A 22532-nucleotide genomic window follows, 5' to 3' on the forward strand; every position below is an offset into this window, starting at 1 on the left:
AACGGGCGGCCCTGAAGCCTGCGGCTGAAGGGGATGTCCTGCCTGCTAGGCATACCTGAAGGGTGATTACATGACAACTAAATCGAGAAAGTACAACATTTTTCATAAGTTTTACCGGAAAATCAAGCTGAACATGATCAAGCTGTTCCGTTCCCCGGGTGGAGCACGCAAAGTGTCGCTCGGATTCGCACTCGGGTTCGGGCTTGAGATGATCGTCATTTCCACCGGATCGCTGGTGTATTTGATTTTTTACCCTACGGTAAGGTTGGCCGGCGGCTCGCTTCCGGCAGCTATTATAGGCAATGTCATCGGCAAGCTCACTTTCCTTCCTATCGTCCTCCTCCCTTTTGCCAAGAAAATCGGAGAATGGTTTTTCCCGAAAAAAATGGTGGATATTCCGGTCCAGGAACATGCTTGGAGAAATCTGCTGTCCGGCGATTTCACCATATTTAAGCATCTGCTGCAGGGCGGTCTTCACGTGCTGATCGGCATGTCGGTGTTCGGCCTGGTGCTTGGCGTCATTTCCTTTTTTGTCGTTCGATTCTTGTATAACCAGCGTAAAAGGCACCGCCTGGCCAAGCGCCAGAACGCCACTGCCGTCAAAAGTCTGTGAATCTTTTCATCTCCTTGGGCGGAATTTCAAGTATACTGTTTAGTAAAACAGTGGCGGGTTCCATGAACCCTGATGAGGAGAAGGATGCATGGCTCGGAATTTGGCAGGTAAAAAAATTGCGTTAACCGGTCCCCGCAAGGCGGCCGAAATGGCCAAACTTGTGGAGAATATGGGAGGCATTCCGCTGATTCGTCCCGCACAGGGAACGGTATTCCTCGACGATGTGAAGCTGCGCAAGGATATTGAAGCCTGGATCACCAATCCCCCCGCTTGGGTCATATTGACGACGGGCATGGGGCTCGACGCCATCGTTCAGGTGGCGGAGGAGATGGGGGCTGGCGCTGCACTGCTCGAAGCGCTGCAGGGCTCGTCCATTGCCGCCCGCGGGTACAAAACGGTGAATGCACTGAAGAAGAGAGGGCTGATTCCGATCGTACGGGATGACGACGGAAGCACGGCCGGTCTGATCCGGGGGCTGGCGTCCTATTCGTTTCAAGGGGCGGACGTCATTCTTCAGCTGCACGGCGATCCCGCCCCGAAGCTGACGGCCTGGCTGCAGGAACAGGGGGCCCAGGTGCGGGAAGTGCTGCCGTATCAGCATATTGCTCCGGAGGAAGCGGAGCTTGCGCGGCTGCTCGCCGAAATTACGGCGGCGGAGCTGGACGCCGTGGCGTTCACCAGCGGGCCGCAGGTGCGTAACCTGATCGAGTACGCCCGGGCGAAGGGCGAGCTCTCGAAGCTGGTATCGGCTTTCTCCGGACCGGTGGTCGCGGCGGCTGTCGGCAAAATTACAGCCCAGGCGCTGCGGGAAGAAGGCATCGAACGCGTCTGCTCGCCTGAGGAAGATGAGCGGATGGGCAGCATGATGGTGGAACTGGGAAGGTATTTTGTTCGAAACTGAAGGAAAGGGACATGTCCATACAGACGGGGGGATGCGGCTGGCTGCATCCCTTTTTCCTTCATCAAAACGAAAGGAATTAAAGGTTTTTTCCAGAAAGTGTGGAATGCTATAGGGAACGAGAGCGAGCAAGGAGGAACATAATGAACAAGAAAAAAAGCATTTTACTCGGTGATTACACGCATCCGAAATTTCACCCTTTGCAGGGGGTAGACGCTCAGATCAGCCATATTTTGAACGATGTCATTTCGGTTCAATGCAGCGAAAACAAAAATTTGCTGCTCGAGGAGCATTTGAAGCCGTTTGACCTTTGCATATGCTATTTCGACTTGTGGGACGAGAAAGTGTCTCCGCAGCAGACAGCGGGTTTGCTGTCTTACGTGAGCCAGGGTGGAGGCCTGCTTGTCATCCACAATGGCCTGTCCATCGGCAACCGGCGCTATGAGCTGGCCCAGCTGGCCGGCGGCCGTTTTAACGGTCATCCGCCGTACCAGCCGCTGTCGTTCCGGGTGAGCGCAGAGGATCAGGTTACGAAAGGCATCGAGCCTTTTGAACTCGACGAAGAGCCGTACCAGATTGATTTTGACCCGTTTGGCGAAAGAACCGTGCTGCTGGAATACGAGCTGGAAGGAACGTGGCATCCGGCGGCCTGGAAGCATAGCTACGGTATGGGAAGAGTCGCCTTTCTGATGCCGGGGCATCACGAGCCGACATTCCTCCATCCGCAAATCCGCCGGCTTATTCTGCAGGCTGCGCAGTGGGCGGCGCATCTTCCGGGTTAATACGGCCCCCGGGTTTATATGACCCATCATTTGGGGGTATAATATATTGACTATAGCTTTGGGAGGAATAACCATGAGTGATCTGTTTAAAAAAGCAATTTCATTAGGTTGGGGCCTTACCATAGTGAGCAAAGAGAAAGTCGAGAAGATCGTGGACGATCTGGTCAAACGGGGCGAGCTGGCGCCGTCCGAATCCAAGGATCTGGTCAACCGGCTGGTGGAACGCGGCGAGGAGGAGCAGTCCCAATTTAAAACGTGGATTCAAGACCAGGTTCGGCGTGTATTAACGGACATTCACGTTCCTTCCGATCAGGATATCGTCAGTTTGGAACAGCGCATTGCAACATTGGAGAAGAGGGTGGCGGAGCTCGAAGCAGAGCGTTCCGGACCGGCCGCGGAATAAGATGGCACTGCGCATCAGACATACCGGTCGTTACCGGGAGATCGCCATGGCGCTTATGCGTCATGGCTTTGGTTATATCGTGGAGGAGCTGGGCCTGTTCCAGATGCTGTCCATCCCAAGACGGTGGATTACCCATGAGACGCCGCAGACCAAGACGCTGGGGGAACGGATCCGGCTGGTTCTGGAAGACCTGGGGCCGACCTTCGTCAAGCTGGGGCAGCTGGCCAGCACCCGGTCGGACCTATTGCCGGAGCCGATTATCCGGGAGCTGATCAAGCTTCAGGATCAGGTTCCGCCTTTCTCGTCCGAGTCAGCCAAAGGCATAATCGAGCAGGAGCTGGACGACGCTATCGAGGATATTTTCTCCTGGTTTGAGGAGTCGCCGATCGCGGCTGCTTCCATTGGACAGGTTCACCTCGCCAAGCTCAAGACCGGTGAGGATGTAGCGGTCAAGGTCCAGCGTCCGGGCGCTCTGCAGATGGTGGTCAGAGACCTGGAAATCCTCAGAGACCTAACCGCACTGGCGGAGAAGCGCTGGGTATGGGTCAAGCAGTACCAGATCGCCCGCCTGGTGGAAGAGTTTGCGAGCTCCATGCGGGCTGAGCTGGATTATACCCAGGAAGGACGCAACGCGGAAAAAATCGCACTGCAGTTTCAGAACGATGAGACCGTGTGCATCCCGCGAATATTTTGGCAGTATACATCTTCGCGAGTCATGACGATGGAATACGTCCGGGGCATCTCTTTAAGCCATCAGGAGGAGCTTGTGGCGAAGGGATATGATTTGAAGGAAACGGCCGAGAAGCTCGTGGAAAGCATGCTGCACCAGATTTTCATCGAAGGCTTTTTCCACGCCGATCCGCATCCGGGCAATCTGCTCGTGCGTAAGGACGGCAGCCTTGCTTATCTGGATTTCGGGATGGTGGGACGGCTTAGCGAGGAGATGAAGGATCATCTGTCTTCGCTGATCATCGCCCTGATGCGGAAAAACACCGACAGCATGGTCCGCGCCGTGCTGAGGCTGGGCATGATGCCGGAAGACGGCGATATTCGCGAGCTGCGCAGGGATTTGGACAGTCTGCGGGAGCAGTACTATAATATTCCTTTTTCCGAAATCAGCATGGGGACGGCGCTGAACGATCTGTTCGCGGTCGCCCAGCGTCACAAAGTGATGATTCCGCCTGATCTGACGCTGCTCGGCAAGGCGCTGCTGACGATGGAAGGCGTCATCGAGAAGCTGGATCCTACGCTCAGCATCATCGACATGGCGGAGCCGTTTGGACGGAAGCTGATCAAGGACCGCTTCAGCACCCGCAACCTGCGCAAGAAGCTGCTGGGCGGAGCGGCGGGTCTGGCGGAGGCGCTGTTTGACCTGCCGGACCAGGCAAGGCAGATTTCATCGTTAATCAGCAAGGGCAAGCTGAAGGTTGAGATCAGCGTTCCGGAGATGGAGGCCCTGATGAGGAAGCTCGACCAGATCAGCAACCGGCTGTCTTTCAGCATCGTGCTGCTTGCTTTCAGCATCATTATGGTCGGACTGATCATCGGTTCTTCCCTGAATCAGCAATCCTCCGTGCTGTGGCATTTTCCGGTGATCGGAACCGGTTTTATTGTGGCGCTGTTGATGGTGCTGTGGCTGCTGTTTTCCATATTCAAATCCGGCAGGTTTTAGCTGCCCGTATTCCCGCCATTATGATCCATACATTGTTATTCATGCGTTTTTCATTTCATCCTTTAAGGGAGGTCTGTCCGGCGGCCCTGCACGGGTCACGTGACGGTCCTCCTTTTTAAGATATAGAAGTACAAGCGTCTGAACCGAGTTAATCCACTATATATCCCGCTAAAGGCGGAACTTAATGAATGAGGTGCATTTTTGTTGAAGTTTTCAAGTTTGGGCGTTAACGAATCATTGGTCAATACACTTAGGGCGAACGGTATTGCCATCCCGACACCGGTGCAAGTGGAGACGATTCCGCTCCTGCTTGCAGGGAGCGACGTGATCGCGAGGGCACGTACAGGAACCGGCAAGACGCTGGCCTTTATGCTGCCGATGCTGCAAAAAATAGACCCGACGCAGCTGTACCCGCAGGCGCTTGTCGTTGCGCCTACACGCGAGCTGGCGCTGCAAATTACCGAGGAAGCAAAAAAGCTGGCAGCTGGGACCGATATCCGGATTTTGGCCGTGTATGGCGGACAGGACGTCGAGAAGCAGCTGCGGAAGCTCGAAGGGGGGCGCCAGCTGATCATCGGCACGCCGGGCCGGCTGCTGGATCACCTCCGGCGCGGTACGCTTGAACTCGGGCGCGTTAAAATGCTCGTGCTGGACGAAGCCGACCAAATGCTGCACATGGGCTTCCTGGACGAGGTCGAGACACTGATTCAGGCGCTGCCCTACAAGCGCCAGACGATGCTGTTCTCGGCCACGATGCCTGCCGAGGTCAAGCGGCTTGCGGCAGCCTATACCCGGGACGCGGAGGACGTAGTGATCAAAGGGGAGAAATCGCCGGTACCGCTGGACCATATCCGGCAGATCGTCGTGGAAGTGACGGACCGGACGAAGCAGGAGGCGCTGATCTCCATGATCGACACCTACCGACCGTTTCTGGCGATCATATTCTGCCGCACCAAGCGGCGGGCGTCGACGCTGAACGAGGCGCTGCTCGAACAAGGCTACAACTCGGACGAGCTGCACGGCGATTTGTCGCAGGCGAAACGCGAAGCGGTCATGAAGCGGTTCCGCGAGGCGAAGCTGCAGCTGCTGGTCGCCACGGATGTGGCGGCGCGCGGGCTTGACGTGGAAGGCGTCACGCACGTGTTTAACTACGATATTCCGCATGACGTGGAGAGCTACATTCACCGGATCGGCCGCACAGGCCGGGCTGGGGAGAAGGGCATGGCCATCACGCTGGTCGCCCCCAAAGACAAAGGTGAGCTGGCAAGCATCGAGCAGCACATCCAGTACAACATCGAACGGCGCCGGTATGACAAGGGCGCCGGCATCACCGCCGCGGGGACCAAGGCGCGCTCCATCCATGCGGAGCGCGATGAACGCGGACGCGGCGGCAGAGACGGCGGGCGCGGCGAAGGCCGTCCGCGCCGGGATGACCGCCCCGCACGCGCGGGCGGTGAAGGCAGAAGCGCCCGCGGCGAGGCCAAGCGGGCGCGCGGCGCCTACGCCGGAAGCGAAGCCGGCGCAGGCGGTGCAGGTGCCGGCCGCTCCCGCACTGGTGCGGCCGGGCAGCGTGACGGCCGCAGCGCTGGCGGCGGCCGGGGCCAAGCGGCCCGCGCGGAACGCGGCGCGCCGGTTGGCGGTTCCCGCGGCGGCCGGGATGCCAAGCGGAGCGGCACGGGCCGCCCATCCGCTCCCGGCGGCAGAGGCCGGAGCGCGGGAGGACGCGGGCGCCGGAAATAACGGCGCCCCGCGGTCAAGGCAGCAGCTAACCCAGGAGGGGTCAGCTGCTGCCTTTTTTTGTCCTCACGAATGCCCGAAATGCAGGGGCGAATCTTCAGATCTTCTAATGAGGTGAGTTGGCCTCCCGTGCAAGCCTTACTCAACCACTGCGAGACTTTTTTTGCTTTCTGACTCGGATAATTCGGGCACCCTCCCGCTTTGGTCCAAGCGTTTCGGCAACCCGTCAAGCGCATGATATAATAGCAGGGCAGCTCATCCAAAACATGGATGCCGCTGCTGCAATAGCAGTCAGCACCCGCTGCAATCAGTTATAAGCAGAAAGGTCTTGATGCGTAATGATCAAGCTGAGCATATTGGATCAATCAACGATATCGGAAGGCAGCAATCCGGTGGAAGCGCTGGCCCAGACGGCGGCCATGGCCCAGGAAGCCGAACGCCTCGGATACCACCGTTTTTGGGTATCGGAGCATCATTTCTCCCCGAACCTGGCCGGCTCCAGTCCGGAAGTGCTGATCTCCCATCTGGCGGCGAAGACGTCGACGCTCCGGGTTGGATCAGGCGGCGTGATGCTGCCTCACTACAGCTCTTACAAGGTGGCGGAGAACTTCCGGCTCTTGGAAGGCCTCTATCCGGGCAGAATCGACCTGGGGCTCGGACGCGCGCCGGGCGGCATGCCTTTGGCCACCCGTGCTCTTCAGGAAGGCAAGATGCGCGGGGAGGACCGCTACGCTGATCAGATCGACGACTTAATCGCCTATTTGACGGATTCCCTGAGTCCGGAACATCCTTTTGCTGGCCTTCTGGCCACGCCAATGGTCCAAACCGTTCCGGAAATGTGGCTGCTTGGCTCCAGTGGGGGCAGCGCCGGGATTGCCGCCATGCAGGGAACCGGCTTTGCCTTCGCCCAGTTTATCAACGGTTCCGGCGGCAGCGATGTGATGCGCTGGTACCAGGAGCATTTTCAGCCGTCGGCCATATTTGATAAACCCCAGTCCCTGGTGGCCATCTTTGCCGTATGCGCCGAAACGGAGGAGGAAGCCAACCGGATTGCGTCCAGCATGGATCTCTCGCTCATTTTATTGGAAAAGGGCGGATCGTCTGGAGGCACTCCGTCGGTGGAGAAAGCGCTGGAATATCCGTATTCGCGGTACGACCGAATCCGCATCGAGGAGAACCGCAAACGGATGGTCGTCGGTTCCCCGCAGCAGGTGAAGCGCAGGATTGAAGAGCTGTGCGAGGAATACAATGCCGATGAGGTGATGATCGCCAGCATTACCCATCGTTTTGAGGATAAGCTGCAGTCCTTCCGGTTGATCGCCGAAGCGTTCGGACTGCCTGACGCCGCCGGACGATAAAGGAATGAACAGGCGAAATTAGAATAACGTTTAAAGACTTATTTTCAAAGGAGACGGAACGCTTTTAACGTTAACCTTTTCTTGCGGTATCAAGGAAGCCAAGTTTTTGAAGCTTATACCTTCTTATATCTAGAAAAAAAGACGGCCCCCTGGATGTTACCCGTCCGGGGCGCCGTCTTTTGGCTTCGTGTAGGTGAAGCCGGGGTGCTTGACTACGGGCGATTTTTCCTTGCTCAGCGCATCCAGCAGATCGGACCCGACGTTCAGGTTTTCCGCCACCAGCTCCCGCGGCGTCAGGGCCATCCACTGGTTCAATGACACATCCGCGAACCGGTCGCTTTTGAACATTTCCAAAAACCAGAGGGTGTCTGTTCCGGTATTCTGGATATAGTGTCCGAAGGCGAACGGCACATAGCCGACGTCGCCCGCGCGAACGTTGAACGTACGGGCCTTGCCGCCACCGGCGAATACGGTCATTCTGCCTTGGCCGGTAAGGTAATACTGCCATTCGTCCTGATTTGGATGCCAGTGCATCTCCCTCATTCCGCCGGGTTTGATTTCCACCAGTGCCGCCGCTACGGTGCGCGAGATCGGGAAATTGGACGAATCTGCGATCCGCACGCTGCCGCCGGATGTGATGATCGGAGGCTGCGCGAGCAGACGGTGCGTAAAGGTTTGGGGCACCTCCCCGTAGGGCGAGGTTATCTTTTGGCTGTCCAGTGGACCGGGAACGGGTTCCTGCTCGATGTAAACCTGGCTGGGAGGGATGCCTGCAAACGCGCTTTCCGGAACGCCGAAATTGGCTGAGAGCACCTCCTTGGGCGTGTGGGCGAACCAGTCGGAGATGCTGAGGGTATTCAGATCGGAGAAATGTCCGTCGTCAAAAACAAGTAAAAACTCGCAGCCTTCCTCCAGCCCCTGGATGGAATGGGGGATGCCTGGCGGGAAATACCAGAGATCTCCGGGACCCACATCGGCAATGAAATTGCGCCCGTTTTGGTCCACCGCCGTAATGCGTGCCCTGCCGAGCAGCATAAAGGACCATTCGGCCTGCTGGTGCCAGTGGAGCTCACGCAGGCCGCCAGGGGTGAGGCGCATGTTGACGCCGGCCAGCGTGGTGGCGATGGGCAGCTCGCGAACGGTCACTTCCCTGGACCATCCGCCTTCATTAAGCTGCATGTGCGTATCGGAGAAGGAAAATTTTAAATTGGGTATCAGCCCGTTATCGGTCTTCGGTGGAACGAGCATGTCGGGATTCTCCATGTCCCGAAGCACGTCGCGCGGCCCGTCGTCGGTCGCCCCTTCACGGCCGCGGATCGGCTGGGGAACCCGCCTGCCCGACTCCGGCCGATTGGATGAATGATTCATGTGTATGGCCCCTTTTCAGCAGTAATCTCGCTTTTAGCTACAGGAAAGTATATGAACCGCCGCATGTCGATATGAGGCTGATTCCCGGCTTCATTGGATTCGCTTGGGTCCGGACTTGCATCACGGCCGCTTTGGAGTATCATGGAAAGTGGATCGTAAAATCACAGCCCGGTCGGTAGTCCGTGGCGCATGTACGGAGGCAGAGGGCGATTCGCCAGCACAACCTCCCGGATCACATGTCAGTAGCCTTCCCCCCTCGGGATGTCCCTCGGTCCGATTTATACAGAGGGGGAATACTGGTGAAACTCACGGTATTTTTTGAAGATCCTTATTGGGTCGGTGTCGTCGAAGTGCAGGGAGCAGACGGGCTTAAGGCGGGTCGGCACGTCTTTGGTGCCGAGCCGTCTTTGCAGGAAGTGTGGGAATATGTTATGAACGATCTTCCCACGCTGGTGGAGCGTTTATCCTGCAGCGTCCCGGCCGCGCGGCTGCCTGTGAAGTCGGTCAACCCGAAGCGGCTTGCCCGGCAGGCGGCGAAGGAGTCCCGCTCCCGCGGCGTCAGCACCCAGAGCCAGGAGGCGCTTCGCCTGGAGCTGGAGAAGTCAAAGAAGCAGCGCGCCTGCCGAAGCAGGGAACAGCGGGAAGCCCTGGCCGCTTACAAGCGGGAGATCGCCGTAAGGAAGGCCAAGGCCAAGCATCGGGGTAAATAGCAGCAGAATGCCAATTCTATATGAAGGATAGAAAGGGGTAATCACATGTCCGTGTACCAATTCACAGCAGCCAAGACCTCTGGTCAAGAGGTGTCTCTTCAGGATTATGAAGGTAAAGTGCTGGTCATCGCCAATACGGCAAGCCAATGCGGATTAACGCCGCAGTATGGCGACCTGCAGAAGCTGTATGACCAGTTCAAGGCACAGGGGCTCGAAATCCTTGGATTTCCCTGCAACCAGTTCGGAGGACAGGAGCCGGGTACCAGTGAAGAAGCCGCATCGTTCTGTCAGCTGAATTATGGGGTTCAATTCCCGGTATTCGCCAAAGTGGAAGTGAATGGGGAAGGGGCTCATCCGCTCTTTCAATATTTGAAACAGCAGCAGCCGGGTCCGGCCGAAGACGGCGAGATTCAATGGAACTTTACGAAGTTTCTGGTGAACCGGCAGGGAGAGGTGGTTGCCCGCTTTGAGCCGAAGGAGTCACCTGAGGCCATGACAGAAGCCATCCGCGGTTTGCTGTAAACTGCCGGGAAGCTTTCTGAAATCTTCCTGAAAGCGATACGAACCGATAATATCTTGAACAAAAGGTCTGTCCCGAAAACGGGACAGACCTTTTGTTAATATCAGAACGTATAAACTCCAGAGCCAGTGCTTCCGGATAACCGTGTTCTTGCTGCATCCCACAAACGGAGGTTACTGCGGAACGCTGCCGTTTAATCCCTTCAAGGCTTCCTCCACCGGAGTATCGCCTTCAAGCAGGTCGAACGACTGGTTATGGGTCTGTTGGATTTGCAGCGCAGCGAGAACAGCTGCGGCTACATCATCTCTGGATACCCGGCCGTGACGCTGCAGCTCAGGAGCGGCATGCACCTTGCCTTTGCCCGGCTCGTTTGTCAGCCCGCCCGGACGGATAATCGTATAGCTCAGCCCGCTTTCCTCCAGGATGGTCTCGGCCTTGCGTTTGGCCATCAGGAAGGGCTTCAGGAAAGAAGGCATGGCGTCCGGATCCTTGGTGCCCATAGAGCTGATCAGCACAAACCGCGGAATTTGCTCCAGCACGCTCTGCTCAATGAGTCGAACGGTTCCGACATGATCCACATGCTCCGGATCTCCCGAGGTGCCGGCCCCTGCGGCGCAGACGACGACGTCCGCTCCTTTCATACCGTCAGAGAAAGCCCCCGACAAGTCTCCAAGGTAACCCTTGGCTCCTGCGGATTCCAGATCCCGGAGGTGGTCTTCTTTACGGACAAGCCCTCTCACGTCATAACCTGCCTCAATCAGCTTCGATACGATTCTGCGCCCGGTCTGCCCGTTTGCGCCTGCCACAAAAACGGTTGTCATCGTTGATCACCTCTACGTATGCATTACCCCGATGTCCAGGGCGGGAACACAGCTTTTGATAGGATTCCAAAAATAAACAAATTCGCCAGGTCGGCGTCCGGGGGAACGAAACATCGACCTGGCGAATTCGGTTGGGAGTGGTCCATGATATATGGCATAGCAGGCAGGGCGAACACGGTTCGTCCACTCTATGCTCCTGTTCTTTTTATACCCGGCGGCCATAAGGTTGAAACAGGAGTCCCCATTTTTTCTTTTGCGGATTTTGCCGACTCGCTTTAAGATAGAAATACAAGCATATACAGACTTCATATAGAGGGAGATGGAGCGGGAGATGATCGAGCAAGAGAACGGCGTTTTTCCTGCGGTGTGCCCGCTGGACTGCCCGGATACCTGCGGCCTGCTGCTGCACAAGGAGAACGGTAGAATCGTCAAAGTGACCGGCAACCCGGATCACCCGATTACTCAGGGTGCGATCTGCAATAAGGTAAGAAATATGACAGAGCGGGTTTATCATCCGGACCGTGTGTTGTACCCAATGAAGCGTACGGGGCCCAAAGGGGAAGGCCGTTTTGAGCGGATTACCTGGGACGAAGCGGTGATGGAAATTACCCAGCGCTTTCGGGATATTATTGCGGAGCATGGCTCCGAAGCGATACTGCCCTACAGCTTCTACGGCAATATGGGCATTCTCAGCGTCGACGGTATGGACCGGCGTTTCCTCAATGCGCTGGGTACAAGCCGTTTGGACCAAACGATATGCAACTCCGCCGGCGGTGCCGGCTGGAAATATACGATGGGCTTCGGCGGCGGGACGACGCCGGAGGATACGGAATACGCCGACCTGATTCTGGTCTGGGGCGGCAACATCATCAGCACGAACATGCACCAAGTCGTCATTGCGGAGAGAGCCCGCAAGCGCGGAGCCAAAGTGGTCGTCATCGACGTGCACCGCAACCGCACCGGCCAGTGGGCCGACTGGTTTATTCCGCTGTATCCCGGAACGGATACGGCGCTGGCACTGGGCATGATGCACATCCTGTTCCGCGACGGACTGACGGACAATGACTTTATGGCCAAGTACACTGTCGGCCATGAGGAGCTGCGGGAGCATGTGAAGGCGTACACCCCGGCCCGTGTATCCCAGATTACAGGCATTCCGGAGGAAGATATCGAGAAGCTGGCCCGTATGTACGGCGAAGCGGAAGCCGCCTACATCCACATCGGCAACGGGCTGCAGCATCATGACAACGGAGGCATGAACATTCGCAGCATCGCCTGCCTGCCGGCGCTGACCGGACACTGGCTGAAGCAGGGCGGAGGTGCCGCCAAGTCCAACGGCGGCTATAACGCGATGAACAGCGAAGCGCTGGAGCGCCCGGATCTGCGTCCGAATCCGGAGGCGCGCAGCATCAACATGAACCGGATCGGGGAAGCGCTGGCCATGACGGAGCAGCCGATCAAGGCGCTGCTTGTCTATTGCAGCAACCCGCTCGTCGTCGCGCCGGATACGGCGCGGGTTCAGGCCGGATTTGCCCGGGAGGACCTGTTTACGGTCGTGCATGACCTGTTTATGACCGATACGGCGAAATACGCCGATATCCTTCTGCCGGCGACCTCTTCCTTTGAGAGCACAGATTTGTTCGGCTCTTACTGGCATCAATATGTTCAGATCCAGGAGCCGGTCATTCCGGCGCAGGGCGAGAGCAGGAGCAATGTGGAGCTGTTCTCCCTGCTGGGCCGGGCGATGGGCTTCGATGAAGAGGCCTTCTCCCAGACGGAGGAGCAGATGATCGAGGCGGCGCTGGATTATCCGGACAATCCCTATCTGAACGGAGTAACCCTGGAGACGCTGAAGGAGCAGCGCTTCGTCAAGCTCGACATGACGCCGAAGCAGCACTATTTGGACCGGCTGCCGACCCCTTCAGGCAAAATCGAGCTGTATTCCGAAGCGATGAAGCAGGCAGGATTGCCGCCGCTGCCGGAGTATGTCCCGCTGAAGGAAGGCTACGACGGTGAGCGCCGTCCTGCAGCAGGAGAGAGCTTCCCGCTCATGTTCATTTCGCCGCCGAACCACAATTTCCTGAACTCCACCTTCGCCAATGTGGAAAAGCATCAGAAGCTGGAGAAGGAGCCGGTGCTGCAGATCCACCCGGAAGACGCCGCTGCACGCGGCATTACGGACGGAGATCCCGTCTGCGTATACAACGAGCGGGGACAGTATGAGTTGAAGGCTGTGGTCACGGATAAAATGCTTCCCGGCACTGTCGTAAGCCAGGGATTGTGGTGGGCAAAGGACGGCCGCAGGCAGCGGGCTAACGCCTTGACGCCCGACCGCCTGGCCGACATGGGCGGTGGAGCCACCTTCTTCTCAACCACTGTCGAAGTAAAGCGTCAGTGAAGGTCATTGCGGGATGACACAATATGATAGATACTGTCATGTGGGACGGCAGACATAACGATAAATTGCTACGGGTGTCAGCCGGCTTTACGCTTGGCGGACACCTGCCGGAGAGCCCCCAGGGGCTTTCTTTTTTTCGTTCGTTATCTGCCGGTTTCAGAAGCCGGACATCTGCCCGGCCTCACCACATACCGCTGCACAGGAGATTCTTAACATGAAATTTCTGCAATCCTATCCAAGGGAAGTTCAAATATTTTTGGCGGCCAGCCTGATCAACTCGGCGGGCGGGTCGTTGATGTGGCCGCTCACCACCATGTACGTGTTTGAGGAGCTGGGCCACTCGATGGCCGATGCCGGCCTGGTCATCATGGTCCAGGCGTTGGGCGGCATCATCGGCCAGCTGCTCGGCGGCGCGCTGTACCACCGGGTCGGGGTGAAGCGGCTCATCGTCGGATCGCTTGGCCTGAATGCGCTTGGTTTGTTCGCCCTGCCTTTCATCAGCCCGTATTGGTATTTATACATGGCTCTGATGGGCTTTATCGGCTTCTGCAACGCCGTGTCCATGCCGGCGATCCAGGCATTCATCGGCTACCGCTTCGCCGACCGGCGGGGCGAGCTGTTTAACGTCGTGTACGTCGCCAACAACATCGGCGTTGCCCTGGGGACGGCGCTGAGCGGATTCCTTGCGGATCTGTCCTACGACTTGACCTTTATTCTGAACGGGGTCACATCGGCGGTTTTCGCGATGTTTTTCCTGAATTATCTCAGCCGGCTTGATAAGGAGCAGGGGCCGGTTCATCTGCAGAAGAAGGACAAGCCCGAACGTGCCGACGGTACCTGGTCCCTGCTCTGCAATACGAGGGTTTACCTGTTCATCGGCATCGGTTCCCTGTTCCTTTGGCTGGGGAACTCGATCTGGAACACAGGCGTGTCCCCTTTCATTATCTCTGAGGGCATGCCGAAGCGGGCCTATGGCTTCCTTTGGACGATGAACGGCATTCTCATTTTTGTCGCCCAGCCGCTGACAAGCCTGATCAAGCGCTGGTTCGCACGGACCTCGTCGGCCCAAATTACGGCCAGCGGCCTCTTTTATCTGGCGGCCTATCTTGTCATTGCTGGTCTGCACAGTTATCCGGGAATGGTCATGGCTATGATCCTGGCGACGCTCGGAGAGATGCTGATCTCGCCGGCCATCCCGGCTTTCATTTCCGATCACGCCTATAAGGCGGCTCCGTTCTATATCGGTTTGACCGGGGGAATGGGGGCCGTCGGAAGAATGGCAGGGCCCTATGTCATGGGAATACTGTATGATAACGGGGGAATCATGCCGGTGACCTGGCTGGCGATTGGGGTAGCGGTGCTGTCGGTCGTGTTCTTTGTGACGCACGCGGTTCGAAACCGGCAGGCGGAGATCGATCTGGCCGAATCCTTCGGAAGCTGACGATGACTCGAATACCCCTGAACCTGGTCCTAGTTTACTATCAATTGAGGTGAAGCTGTTATGCCATCCGAACATCGTGTTTTGACCATCCGCCTCTCGGAAATGAGGGACGCCCAGGCGCTGATGGATATCGACGCCCTCGTGTGGAACGAGTGGACCGCCCCGGAACCGGTCCGCTGGTCTTCCCGGGAGGACTATCTGCGTCACTGCCCGCCGGGTTCCCAACTGGTGGCCGTGGTGGACAACGTGCTGTGCGGGTACATCGGATTTCGTCCGGCTACGGGTCTCTCCAGCAACAGCCATGTTTATGAAATTAACATTGCGGTTCATCCCGATTATCAGCAGGAGGGGATCGGGTCGAGGCTGATCGAGGCGGGAAAGAAATGGGCGCAGGAGCAAGGAAAAAGAAAGCTGAGACTGCGAGTCCTGTCTTCCAACCCCGGAGCCATCGCATTTTACCGCAAATGTGGTTTCGTACAGGAGGGCTGCCTGGAACGGGAATTTTGTATCGGCGGCCGCGATGTCGATGATATATTGATGAGCTGCTTTCTGGCGCGTCCTTAATGGGGCTATGGGGCTATCTGTCCCGTAAAATACCATGATATGACATTTTTTGTGTATAATTAGTCAATCTGCCCGATATAAAACGGTACAAAAGGGACTTTCACAAGGTGAAGGTTCCTTTTTATACTATAATTAACGCTTTGTCATCAGCAGCATTCAAGAATCCGAATGGTTTCATCCCCGAATGATCAGTTTATAAGGGAATAGCAGAATTTATAGAAGAGGGGTCATAAGAGAATGGATCTTCATCTTGAGGGTAAAAAGGCGCTTGTCATTGCATCCAGTCAAGGACTGGGCAAAGCGATCGCCGCTGAACTGGTGCGAGAAGGAGCCGATGTCATGCTGGTCAGCCGCAGCGACGGCAAGCTGGAGGCAGTACAGCAGGAGCTGCAGAAGCTCGGCAGCGGCGTGGTGGAGTATTACGCAGCGGACATTACGATTCCGCATGAAGTGGAAGCGATGGTGCGTTATACGGCCGAGAAGTTCGGCCGCATCGATATATTGGTCAACAACGGAGGCGGTCCGTCTCCGGGAACGTTTGAAACGCTGACGGATGAAGACTGGGATAAAGCCTTCCAGCTGAACCTGCTCAGTTATGTCCGAATGATCCGTGAGGTGCTCCCCCATATGAAGGGACTGGGCGGGCATATCGTCAATTTGACGTCGACGTCGATCAAGCAGCCGATTCCCGGGCTCATTCTGTCGAATACGTTCCGCAACGGCGTAGCCGGCATGAGCAAGTCTTTGTCTCAGGAGCTGGCTCAGTACGGAATCTTGGTGAACACGGTGGCACCGGGGCGGATCGAGACCGACCGGATCATCCAGCTGAACGAATCGAATGCGAAAGCGAAGGGTGTCAGCGCGGAAGAGGTCGCAGAGCAGTCCCAGAGCGAAATTCCGCTCGGACGGTACGGAACGCCGGAGGAATTCGCCAAAGGGGTCGTATTCCTGTTATCGGGTGCCAACACCTATATTACCGGCACAACCCTTGTCATTGACGGCGGGCTGGTACAGGCCCTCTAAGAACCATCCCAGCTCGTGTAATTCTTTTGTACCGGCGCACCCCCAAATGCTATGATGGAAGCAAGATGATCAATTGGAGGGAAGCCGCAATGAATCAGGTGGATACCGCTTACCGGATCGTATCGGTGAACGTCGGCAAGCCGATCACGGTGGAGTATATGGGCAAACCGCTCACAACCGGCATACATAAACGCCCGATTGAAGGAGAAGTGTTCGTTGGACGCACGCAGATGGAAGGGGACGGCCAGGGTGACTTGAAAAATCATGGCGGGCCTGACAAGGCTGTGTGCGTCTATCCTGTAGAGCATTACGCCTATTGGAAACGGGAGCTGGGCATTCCGATGGAATGCCCGGCCTTTGGCGAGAATTTGACCGTATCCGGGCTGCTGGAAGAAGAGGTATGCATCGGCGATACGTTTGAAATCGGCGGGACGGTCATGCAGGTCGCCCAGCCGAGATTTCCCTGCTTCAAAATCGCCAGCAAGCATGGGGTGACGGACTTCCCGGCACGGGTGCTGGATACCGGATACAGCGGCTTTTATCTCCGCGTGCTCCAGGAAGGGGTGCTGGACCGCCAATCGTCCATCGTCAAGCGTGGATCCAGCCCGGATGGGGTGACGGTGGCCGCGGTTCTGCGCCAGCTGGCGCTGGGACGCAAGCGGGCGGACCGGGAAGAGATTGCCCGGATGCTCCAAGTCGAAGCCCTTGCTACGACCGTGAAGGAGCAGTTCAGCAACTGGCTGGCCTAGACGGGACATGCTGCGACCAGGCCACCGGCAGCCCAGTTTTCCAGCGGCTGCCGAACATCTGTGTGTCGCTGAATGACCGCTTCATCGTATCGCAAAAATGCCGCCGTCCCCTGTCCGTTGGACAGGAGCGGCGGCATTTTGTCTGCCTTGGAGGAAGGGTTTTCAAAACGGGCTACCGAAGCAGCTTCCATTCGCTTTGTATCATCCCATAGACCGCGTGATTCACATACCCTTGGGGCAGCTTCTCCGCTTCACGGACGATTCCCTCGAGAACGAATCCCAGCCGTTCGGGGATCGCGCGGCTGCGGTGGTTGCCCGTTGCGCAGCGGATTTCGACCCGGTTGAGATCCATGTCCATCAGGGCATAATCAACAAAGGTCCGGCAGGCGCTGGTCATAATGCCTTTGCCTTCAAATTCCTTCCCCAGCCAGTAGCCGATGCTGACGGAGCGGTTGTTCCAGTCGATCTGATGGTAGCTGATCAGACCGGCGATTTCATCGTCCACCCAAATGCCGGCGGAAATGCCGCCGTTCTCGGCGCCCTGCTTGATGGCATTTTTCACAAAATTGGCCGTATGCTCCACTTCCCGGATCGCATCCACCCAGGGGAGCCATTCCCGCAGCCGGTCACGTGACCGGTCGGTCAAGTGAAACAGCGGGCGTGCATGCTGCAGCGCCAGGGGCCGGAGCTCAATTTGGTCGTCAAGTGCGTATGTAAACATGAATGAATCCCTCTTTCTTTTCCCAAGATCGGCGAAATTGGCGGCCAGCTTATAAATGTAACCAACCATGCGTTTTCACTTCTCCCCTCGTACTTAACGGGACGCTTTAACCTTTTGTTCCAATGCGTATATATCGTCTTCCAGGGATATCATTCTCTGGCTGACTACATGGCGGCAGTCACTCAGCGCCTGGTTGTACACATGCGGAGCGATGCGCGTCATAAAGAAGTCCAGCACGCCGTCCGCTGCCAGCTCACCGATGGCTTCGCCGCGTTCATCCTCAAAAAACTGCTGGATCTGCTGAATCGCCAGGTCCCGCTGTTCCTTCGCCAGCTTCATCGATTGCATATGCATTTAGGCCCCCTTCGGCTTTTATTTCCATGCTACCTTATTCCTCAAATGGCGTCAAAATGGTATTAGCCCCAATTTTCATGTTTGTCCCTGGATTGGGGAAGGATGAATAAGGCTTCGCGTTCACGTAAAAGGGGAGAGGAGCGCGAATGATTGAACTCTCCCGGCATTACAGGTATATTTATATGAAACAAGCTTTATACAGAGAATAAGATGGACGAGGTCTATCTATAAAGAAGACTTTATGGATGAAAGGTTGATAACTGTGGAGAAACCAAGCACTCCCTCCAATTTTATTAAAAATGTCATAACGGAAGACCTGAAGTCGGGCAAGGTTCAGAAAGTGGTCACCCGCTTTCCTCCGGAACCGAACGGCTATTTGCATATTGGGCATGCCAAGGCGATCTGGATCAATTTCGCGCTGGCCGGCGAATTCGAAGGCGCAACGAACCTGCGCTTTGACGATACGAACCCGCTGAAGGAAGACGTGGAGTTCGTCAGATCCATTGAGGAAGACGTGAAATGGCTTGGATACGAATGGGCAGAGAAGCGTTATGCCTCGGACTATTTCGATGAGATGTACAACCGTGCGGTGCTCTTGATCAAAAAAGGCAAAGCGTATGTCGACGATCAGACAGCCGATCAAATCCGCGAGACGCGCGGCACGCTGACCGAGCCGGGCCAGAACAGCCCTTACCGTGACCGCAGCGTGGAGGAGAACCTTGAGCTGTTTGAGAAAATGCGCAGCGGTGAGTTCAAGGATGGGGAGAAGGTGCTTCGCGCCAAGATCGACATGGCCTCGCCGAACATCAACCTGCGGGATCCGGTCATTTACCGGATCGCCCATGCCACGCACCACAACACAGGGGACAAGTGGTGCATTTACCCGATGTATGCGTTCGCTCATCCGCTGGAGGACGCCATCGAAGGCGTAACGCACTCCCTCTGCTCACTGGAGTTCGAGGATCAGCGCCCGTTCTATGATTGGGTCATCCAGGAATGCGAGATGGAAAGCACGCCGCATCAATACGAATTCGGCCGCCTGAATCTGGCACAGACGCTGACCAGCAAGCGGAAGCTGAAACTGCTCGTGGACGAGAAGATCGTCGACGGCTGGGACGATCCCCGCATGCCGACGATTTCCGGACTCCGCCGCCGCGGCTACACGCCGGAAGCGATCCGGAATTTCGTGTACGAGACCGGCATCTCGAAGAGCCAGGGCCTGGTGGATCTGCAAATGCTGGAGCATTTTATCCGCGAGGATCTCAAGCTGAAGGCGCCGCGCACGATGGCGGTGCTGCGGCCGTTGAAAGTGGTCATCACTAACTATCCGGAAGGCCAGGTGGAATGGCTCGAAGCGGAGAACAATACCGAGAACCCGGACATGGGCACGCGGCAAATCCCGTTCTCGCGTGAAATTTACATCGAGCAGGACGACTTCATGGAGAACCCGCCGAACAAGTACTTCCGCCTGTTCCCGGGCAATGAGGTCCGGCTGAAGAATGCCTATTTCATTAAATGCCATGATTTCGTGAAGGATGAGAACGGCCAGGTGACGGAAATTCACTGCACCTATGATCCGGAGACGAAGAGCGGCACCGGCTTTACCGGCCGCAAGGTCAAGGGAACCATCCACTGGGTCGAAGCTTCCCATGCCGTACCGGCCGAGTTCCGTCTGTATGAGCCGCTGATCAAGGCGGAGGAGACGGACGCCCCAGCCGAGGAGAACGAAGCCGAAACGGCAGAGAAAAGCTTCCTGGACGAAATCAATCCGAACTCCCTCGAAGTGCTGCACGGCTTTGTGGAAGCGGACATGAAGAATGCCAAGCCGCAGGACAAGTTCCAGTTTTTCCGGCACGGATATTTTAACGTGGATTCGAAGTATTCTGCGCCCGGACAACCGGTATTTAACCTGGTCGTCTCCCTGAAGAGCTCCTTCCAACTGCCGAAATAAGGCGGGATCGGCTCGGCACAAGAACCTAGAGAAGACCTGCAACGTTCGAATGACATATAGAAAAGCCAGCCGCAGATGCAATCATCCAGCGGCTGGCTTTTTGTTTCAGTTTAGCTTGCTCTGTCTCGCTTATGTCAAGCTTTGGCCCGGCCATTCGGGTCCAGCTTCTTTAGAACGGTGCATCGTCATCATCGGCAGGCCCGGTCACCGTTCCGGCAGCCCCCGCCTGGGTATGATGCTGAACGCGAATCCAGTACCACATAATGCCGAATCCAGCCGCGCCGATCAGTGCCAGCATCACGCAAATTTTGTACATGGCCGCGCCGCCGAAGTTCTGGAACAGCCAGCCGCCGGCCAGGCTGCCGAGCATGCCGGAGATGCCGCTCCAAGTGAGCGTGTAGAGCGCCTGAGCGGGTCCGCGGAAGGGAGCCGGCGTCAGCAGGCGCACCACCTGGGTTCCGACAAAGAAGAAGCCGCCGAAGGTGATGCTGTGAAGGATCTGGATGACGGCGATTTCGACAGGGCTCGTGGCGTTCGCCATCAGCTGCCAGCGAAGGACAAACAGAAGGCTCACAAGGGAAAGGCAGCCCACGAGCGTGGATAATTTACGCCTAAGATAACGATTGAACAGAATCAGCACACCGATCTCCAGAATGGATGACAGGAAGACGGCAAGTCCCACTACCGTTTTTGATCCTCCCAGTTCTGTGATGTAGAGCGACATGAACGTATTATTCATAAAGGTGGGGACGGAGACAGCCATCCCCAGAACGATAAAAGCGATAAAATAACGGTTCACCGCAAATCTGCCAAAGCCCCGGAGACGCATCGGCGGCGTTTCGGAGGTCCGCTTAAGCGGAGGCAGGAGCAGGACGGACACGATCGCCAGGACAAGGATTCCCGTAAACACGAAGGAGAGGCGGGAGATTCCGATCCGGTCGAGGAAGAGGCCGGCCGCCACAGCCGTCACCGCCCAGCCAATAGAGCCCCACATCCGGAACGCGCCGAACCGGTGCGGCTGATCCGGAATATAGCCGAGAATCAGCGTATTGCTCTGCGCAAACATCGGGCTTTGAAAGAAGAAAAAGAGCATCATGGCCACATAAATCATCGTAAACGTATCGGCATGAAATACAAATTGAGTCAGCAGCAGGGTGCCTGCCATCATGAGAAGCAGGCTGCGCTTGGTGTCCCGAAGGCGCTCGCTGGCAAACGTCCAGACCGGATTGGCCAGCAGAGAGATCAGCGGCCCCAGTGCCATCAGGCTGCCGATTTCCAGTTTGTTCATTCCCGCATCCTGCAGGTATAATTGAAAATAGCTGGTGAAAATCACCATGGTGCCGTAAATTAAAAAGTTGAACGCCTTGAGCGACGTTAACGAAGACGGCTTGATTCCGTTTTCCTGCACGCTAGCACATTCCTTTCCGGCCGTTTGCTAATATATAGGTTGAACTGAAGTTCCGCATTGTAATCTCTGATGACCCGCTTCTGTGCGCAAAGTTAGAAATTCTTCCGTTCATTCCATATCGAAAGCGGCGTTTTAAAGACTGCCAATCCCACTTTATCATTAGTTGAAAAGGGATACAAACCAACTTTTGAGAATTATCCCATAATTTATTTGGAGCTACTTTAAATGTATGAAAAATACGACCTGGATTGCCTGTTCATGCTTGTAATGAGAGGGGTGAGACGAACGATGTTCAAGGTCACAGGAATTTTGCTGGCCGGGGGTCAATCCAGCCGGATGGGGACCGATAAGGCACTGCTGAACGTGAACGGCGAAACGGTAATCGAGCGGATCGTCCGCTTGATGACGCCGTCTGCTTCAAATATCATCATTTCGGCTAATGACGACGAAAAATATGCGTTCCTGGGCAAAGAAGTGGTGCATGACCGTTATCCGGGACAGGGACCGCTGTCGGGATTGCATGCCGGACTGCATGCTGCCGCCACACCTTGGAGCGTCGTCACGGCTTGTGATATGCCGTTTGTGACGGAAGAGGTTTTTCGTTTTCTGGCACAGAAGGCAGAAGAAGCGGCGGCGGTTATGGATGATAAAAGCGAACTCCAGGCCATCGTCCCGGTATCGGGAGGGCGCATTCAGCCGCTGCTGGCTGCCTACCATCGCAGTGTTCTGCCGTCCCTGGAGACGTGCTTGTCTTCCGGCCGGCTGCGCCTGACCGCGTGGCTGGAGCAGCTGAAGGTGTGCTATGTCTCCGAGGAAGAGCTCATCCAGGAGCTTGGGCCCGGTGCGGACAAAGCCTTCTATAACATGAATGAGCCTTTAGACTATAAGCGTGCCATAACAGGTCTTTCTTGAGAGAGGATTTTTGTTAAGTTGTCTGTATATTCCGATTTTATGCATAGGTTAGTAGGTTAGGTTTCGTCGGCAAGCCTAAACTATATAGAAAAAGGACGTGCCCCTTCCCGTTTAGGGAGAGAAGCACGT

The 22532-nt window shown here is 56.3% G+C and carries 22 protein-coding genes; 16 read left to right on the forward strand and 6 right to left on the reverse strand.

What is annotated here, in order from left to right:
- Positions 1-70: 70 nt before the first annotated feature.
- From C7820_RS25620 to C7820_RS25650, 7 genes are all read left to right on the forward strand, one after another.
- Entirely contained in the window at positions 71-613 is a 543-nt protein-coding gene (locus C7820_RS25620; protein WP_116233437.1) for a DUF2062 domain-containing protein, read from the forward strand.
- An 88-nt stretch (positions 614-701) separates the two neighbouring features.
- Entirely contained in the window at positions 702-1514 is an 813-nt protein-coding gene (locus C7820_RS25625; protein WP_116233438.1) for a uroporphyrinogen-III synthase, read from the forward strand.
- 140 nt (positions 1515-1654) lie between these two features.
- Entirely contained in the window at positions 1655-2293 is a 639-nt protein-coding gene (locus tag C7820_RS25630) for a ThuA domain-containing protein (protein ID WP_076171848.1), read from the forward strand.
- Between the two features lie 73 nt (positions 2294-2366).
- Complete coding sequence (locus C7820_RS25635; protein WP_076171846.1) at positions 2367-2696, forward strand: phasin family protein; 330 nt, start codon at positions 2367-2369, stop codon at positions 2694-2696.
- Position 2697: 1 nt separating this feature from the next.
- On the forward strand, positions 2698-4368 hold the full coding sequence (locus C7820_RS25640) for an ABC1 kinase family protein (RefSeq protein ID WP_076171844.1): 1671 nt from the start codon (positions 2698-2700) through the stop codon (positions 4366-4368).
- Positions 4369-4569: 201 nt separating this feature from the next.
- On the forward strand, positions 4570-6108 hold the full coding sequence (locus C7820_RS25645) for a DEAD/DEAH box helicase (RefSeq protein WP_116233439.1): 1539 nt from the start codon (positions 4570-4572) through the stop codon (positions 6106-6108).
- 335 nt (positions 6109-6443) lie between these two features.
- Positions 6444-7463, forward strand: a complete 1020-nt coding sequence (locus C7820_RS25650) for an LLM class flavin-dependent oxidoreductase (RefSeq protein WP_116233440.1) — start codon at positions 6444-6446, stop codon at positions 7461-7463.
- A 156-nt stretch (positions 7464-7619) separates the two neighbouring features.
- Here C7820_RS25650 and C7820_RS25655 read toward each other — a convergent pair whose 3' ends face one another.
- On the reverse strand, positions 7620-8831 hold the full coding sequence (locus tag C7820_RS25655; protein ID WP_116233441.1) for an oxalate decarboxylase family bicupin: 1212 nt from the start codon (positions 8829-8831) through the stop codon (positions 7620-7622).
- A 299-nt stretch (positions 8832-9130) separates the two neighbouring features.
- Between C7820_RS25655 and C7820_RS25660 the strand changes: the two genes are divergently transcribed.
- Positions 9131-9541 (forward strand): YjdF family protein, encoded by a 411-nt coding sequence (locus C7820_RS25660; protein WP_116233442.1) that lies wholly within the window; start codon positions 9131-9133, stop codon positions 9539-9541.
- A gap of 45 nt (positions 9542-9586) precedes the next feature.
- The gene (locus C7820_RS25665) at positions 9587-10063 is read left to right on the forward strand and encodes a glutathione peroxidase (RefSeq protein WP_076171834.1); all 477 of its coding nucleotides are present in this window, start codon (positions 9587-9589) and stop codon (positions 10061-10063) included.
- Between the two features lie 171 nt (positions 10064-10234).
- On the opposite strand, the gene C7820_RS25670 is transcribed toward C7820_RS25665, so the two are convergent.
- Complete coding sequence (locus C7820_RS25670; protein ID WP_116233443.1) at positions 10235-10882, reverse strand: SDR family oxidoreductase; 648 nt, start codon at positions 10880-10882, stop codon at positions 10235-10237.
- A 331-nt stretch (positions 10883-11213) separates the two neighbouring features.
- Between C7820_RS25670 and C7820_RS25675 the strand changes: the two genes are divergently transcribed.
- The 5 genes from C7820_RS25675 (at position 11214) to C7820_RS25695 (ending at position 17057) form a co-directional block, all read left to right on the forward strand.
- Positions 11214-13280, forward strand: coding sequence for a molybdopterin-containing oxidoreductase family protein (locus C7820_RS25675; protein ID WP_116233444.1), 2067 nt, complete (start codon positions 11214-11216; stop codon positions 13278-13280).
- Between the two features lie 214 nt (positions 13281-13494).
- Positions 13495-14721 carry an MFS transporter gene (locus tag C7820_RS25680; RefSeq protein ID WP_116233445.1) on the forward strand — a complete coding sequence of 409 codons (1227 nt, stop codon included), beginning with the start codon at positions 13495-13497 and terminating at the stop codon, positions 14719-14721.
- A 60-nt stretch (positions 14722-14781) separates the two neighbouring features.
- Complete coding sequence (locus tag C7820_RS25685) at positions 14782-15285, forward strand: GNAT family N-acetyltransferase (protein ID WP_116233446.1); 504 nt, start codon at positions 14782-14784, stop codon at positions 15283-15285.
- A gap of 237 nt (positions 15286-15522) precedes the next feature.
- Positions 15523-16308, forward strand: a complete 786-nt coding sequence (locus tag C7820_RS25690) for an SDR family oxidoreductase (RefSeq protein WP_076174766.1) — start codon at positions 15523-15525, stop codon at positions 16306-16308.
- 89 nt (positions 16309-16397) lie between these two features.
- A complete protein-coding gene (locus C7820_RS25695; protein ID WP_116233447.1) occupies positions 16398-17057 on the forward strand; it encodes an MOSC domain-containing protein in 660 nt (219 codons plus the stop codon).
- Here C7820_RS25695 and C7820_RS25700 read toward each other — a convergent pair.
- From C7820_RS25700 to C7820_RS25710, 3 genes are all read right to left on the reverse strand, one after another.
- Complete coding sequence (locus C7820_RS25700) at positions 17054-17248, reverse strand: hypothetical protein (protein WP_116233448.1); 195 nt, start codon at positions 17246-17248, stop codon at positions 17054-17056. The genes C7820_RS25695 and C7820_RS25700 overlap by 4 nt on opposite strands.
- On the reverse strand, positions 17230-17778 hold the full coding sequence (locus C7820_RS25705; RefSeq protein WP_089550478.1) for a GNAT family N-acetyltransferase: 549 nt from the start codon (positions 17776-17778) through the stop codon (positions 17230-17232). Before C7820_RS25705 ends, C7820_RS25700 begins: the two co-directional genes overlap by 19 nt.
- Before the next feature lie 93 nt (positions 17779-17871).
- Positions 17872-18132 (reverse strand): DUF2164 domain-containing protein, encoded by a 261-nt coding sequence (locus tag C7820_RS25710; protein WP_397334222.1) that lies wholly within the window; start codon positions 18130-18132, stop codon positions 17872-17874.
- Between the two features lie 262 nt (positions 18133-18394).
- Between C7820_RS25710 and C7820_RS25715 the strand changes: the two genes are divergently transcribed.
- Positions 18395-20083: a glutamine--tRNA ligase/YqeY domain fusion protein gene (locus tag C7820_RS25715; RefSeq protein WP_181909198.1), complete on the forward strand. Its 1689-nt coding sequence runs from the start codon at positions 18395-18397 to the stop codon at positions 20081-20083.
- A gap of 169 nt (positions 20084-20252) precedes the next feature.
- On the opposite strand, the gene C7820_RS25720 is transcribed toward C7820_RS25715, so the two are convergent.
- The gene (locus C7820_RS25720; protein ID WP_116233450.1) at positions 20253-21491 is read right to left on the reverse strand and encodes an MFS transporter; all 1239 of its coding nucleotides are present in this window, start codon (positions 21489-21491) and stop codon (positions 20253-20255) included.
- 225 nt (positions 21492-21716) lie between these two features.
- Between C7820_RS25720 and mobA the strand changes: the two genes are divergently transcribed.
- A complete protein-coding gene (gene mobA, locus C7820_RS25725; protein WP_116233451.1) occupies positions 21717-22403 on the forward strand; it encodes a molybdenum cofactor guanylyltransferase in 687 nt (228 codons plus the stop codon).
- Positions 22404-22532 lie beyond the last annotated feature (129 nt).

It is taken from the genome of Paenibacillus sp. VMFN-D1, assembly GCF_003386155.1.
Classification (GTDB): Bacteria; Bacillota; Bacilli; order Paenibacillales; family Paenibacillaceae; genus Paenibacillus_AQ; species Paenibacillus_AQ favisporus.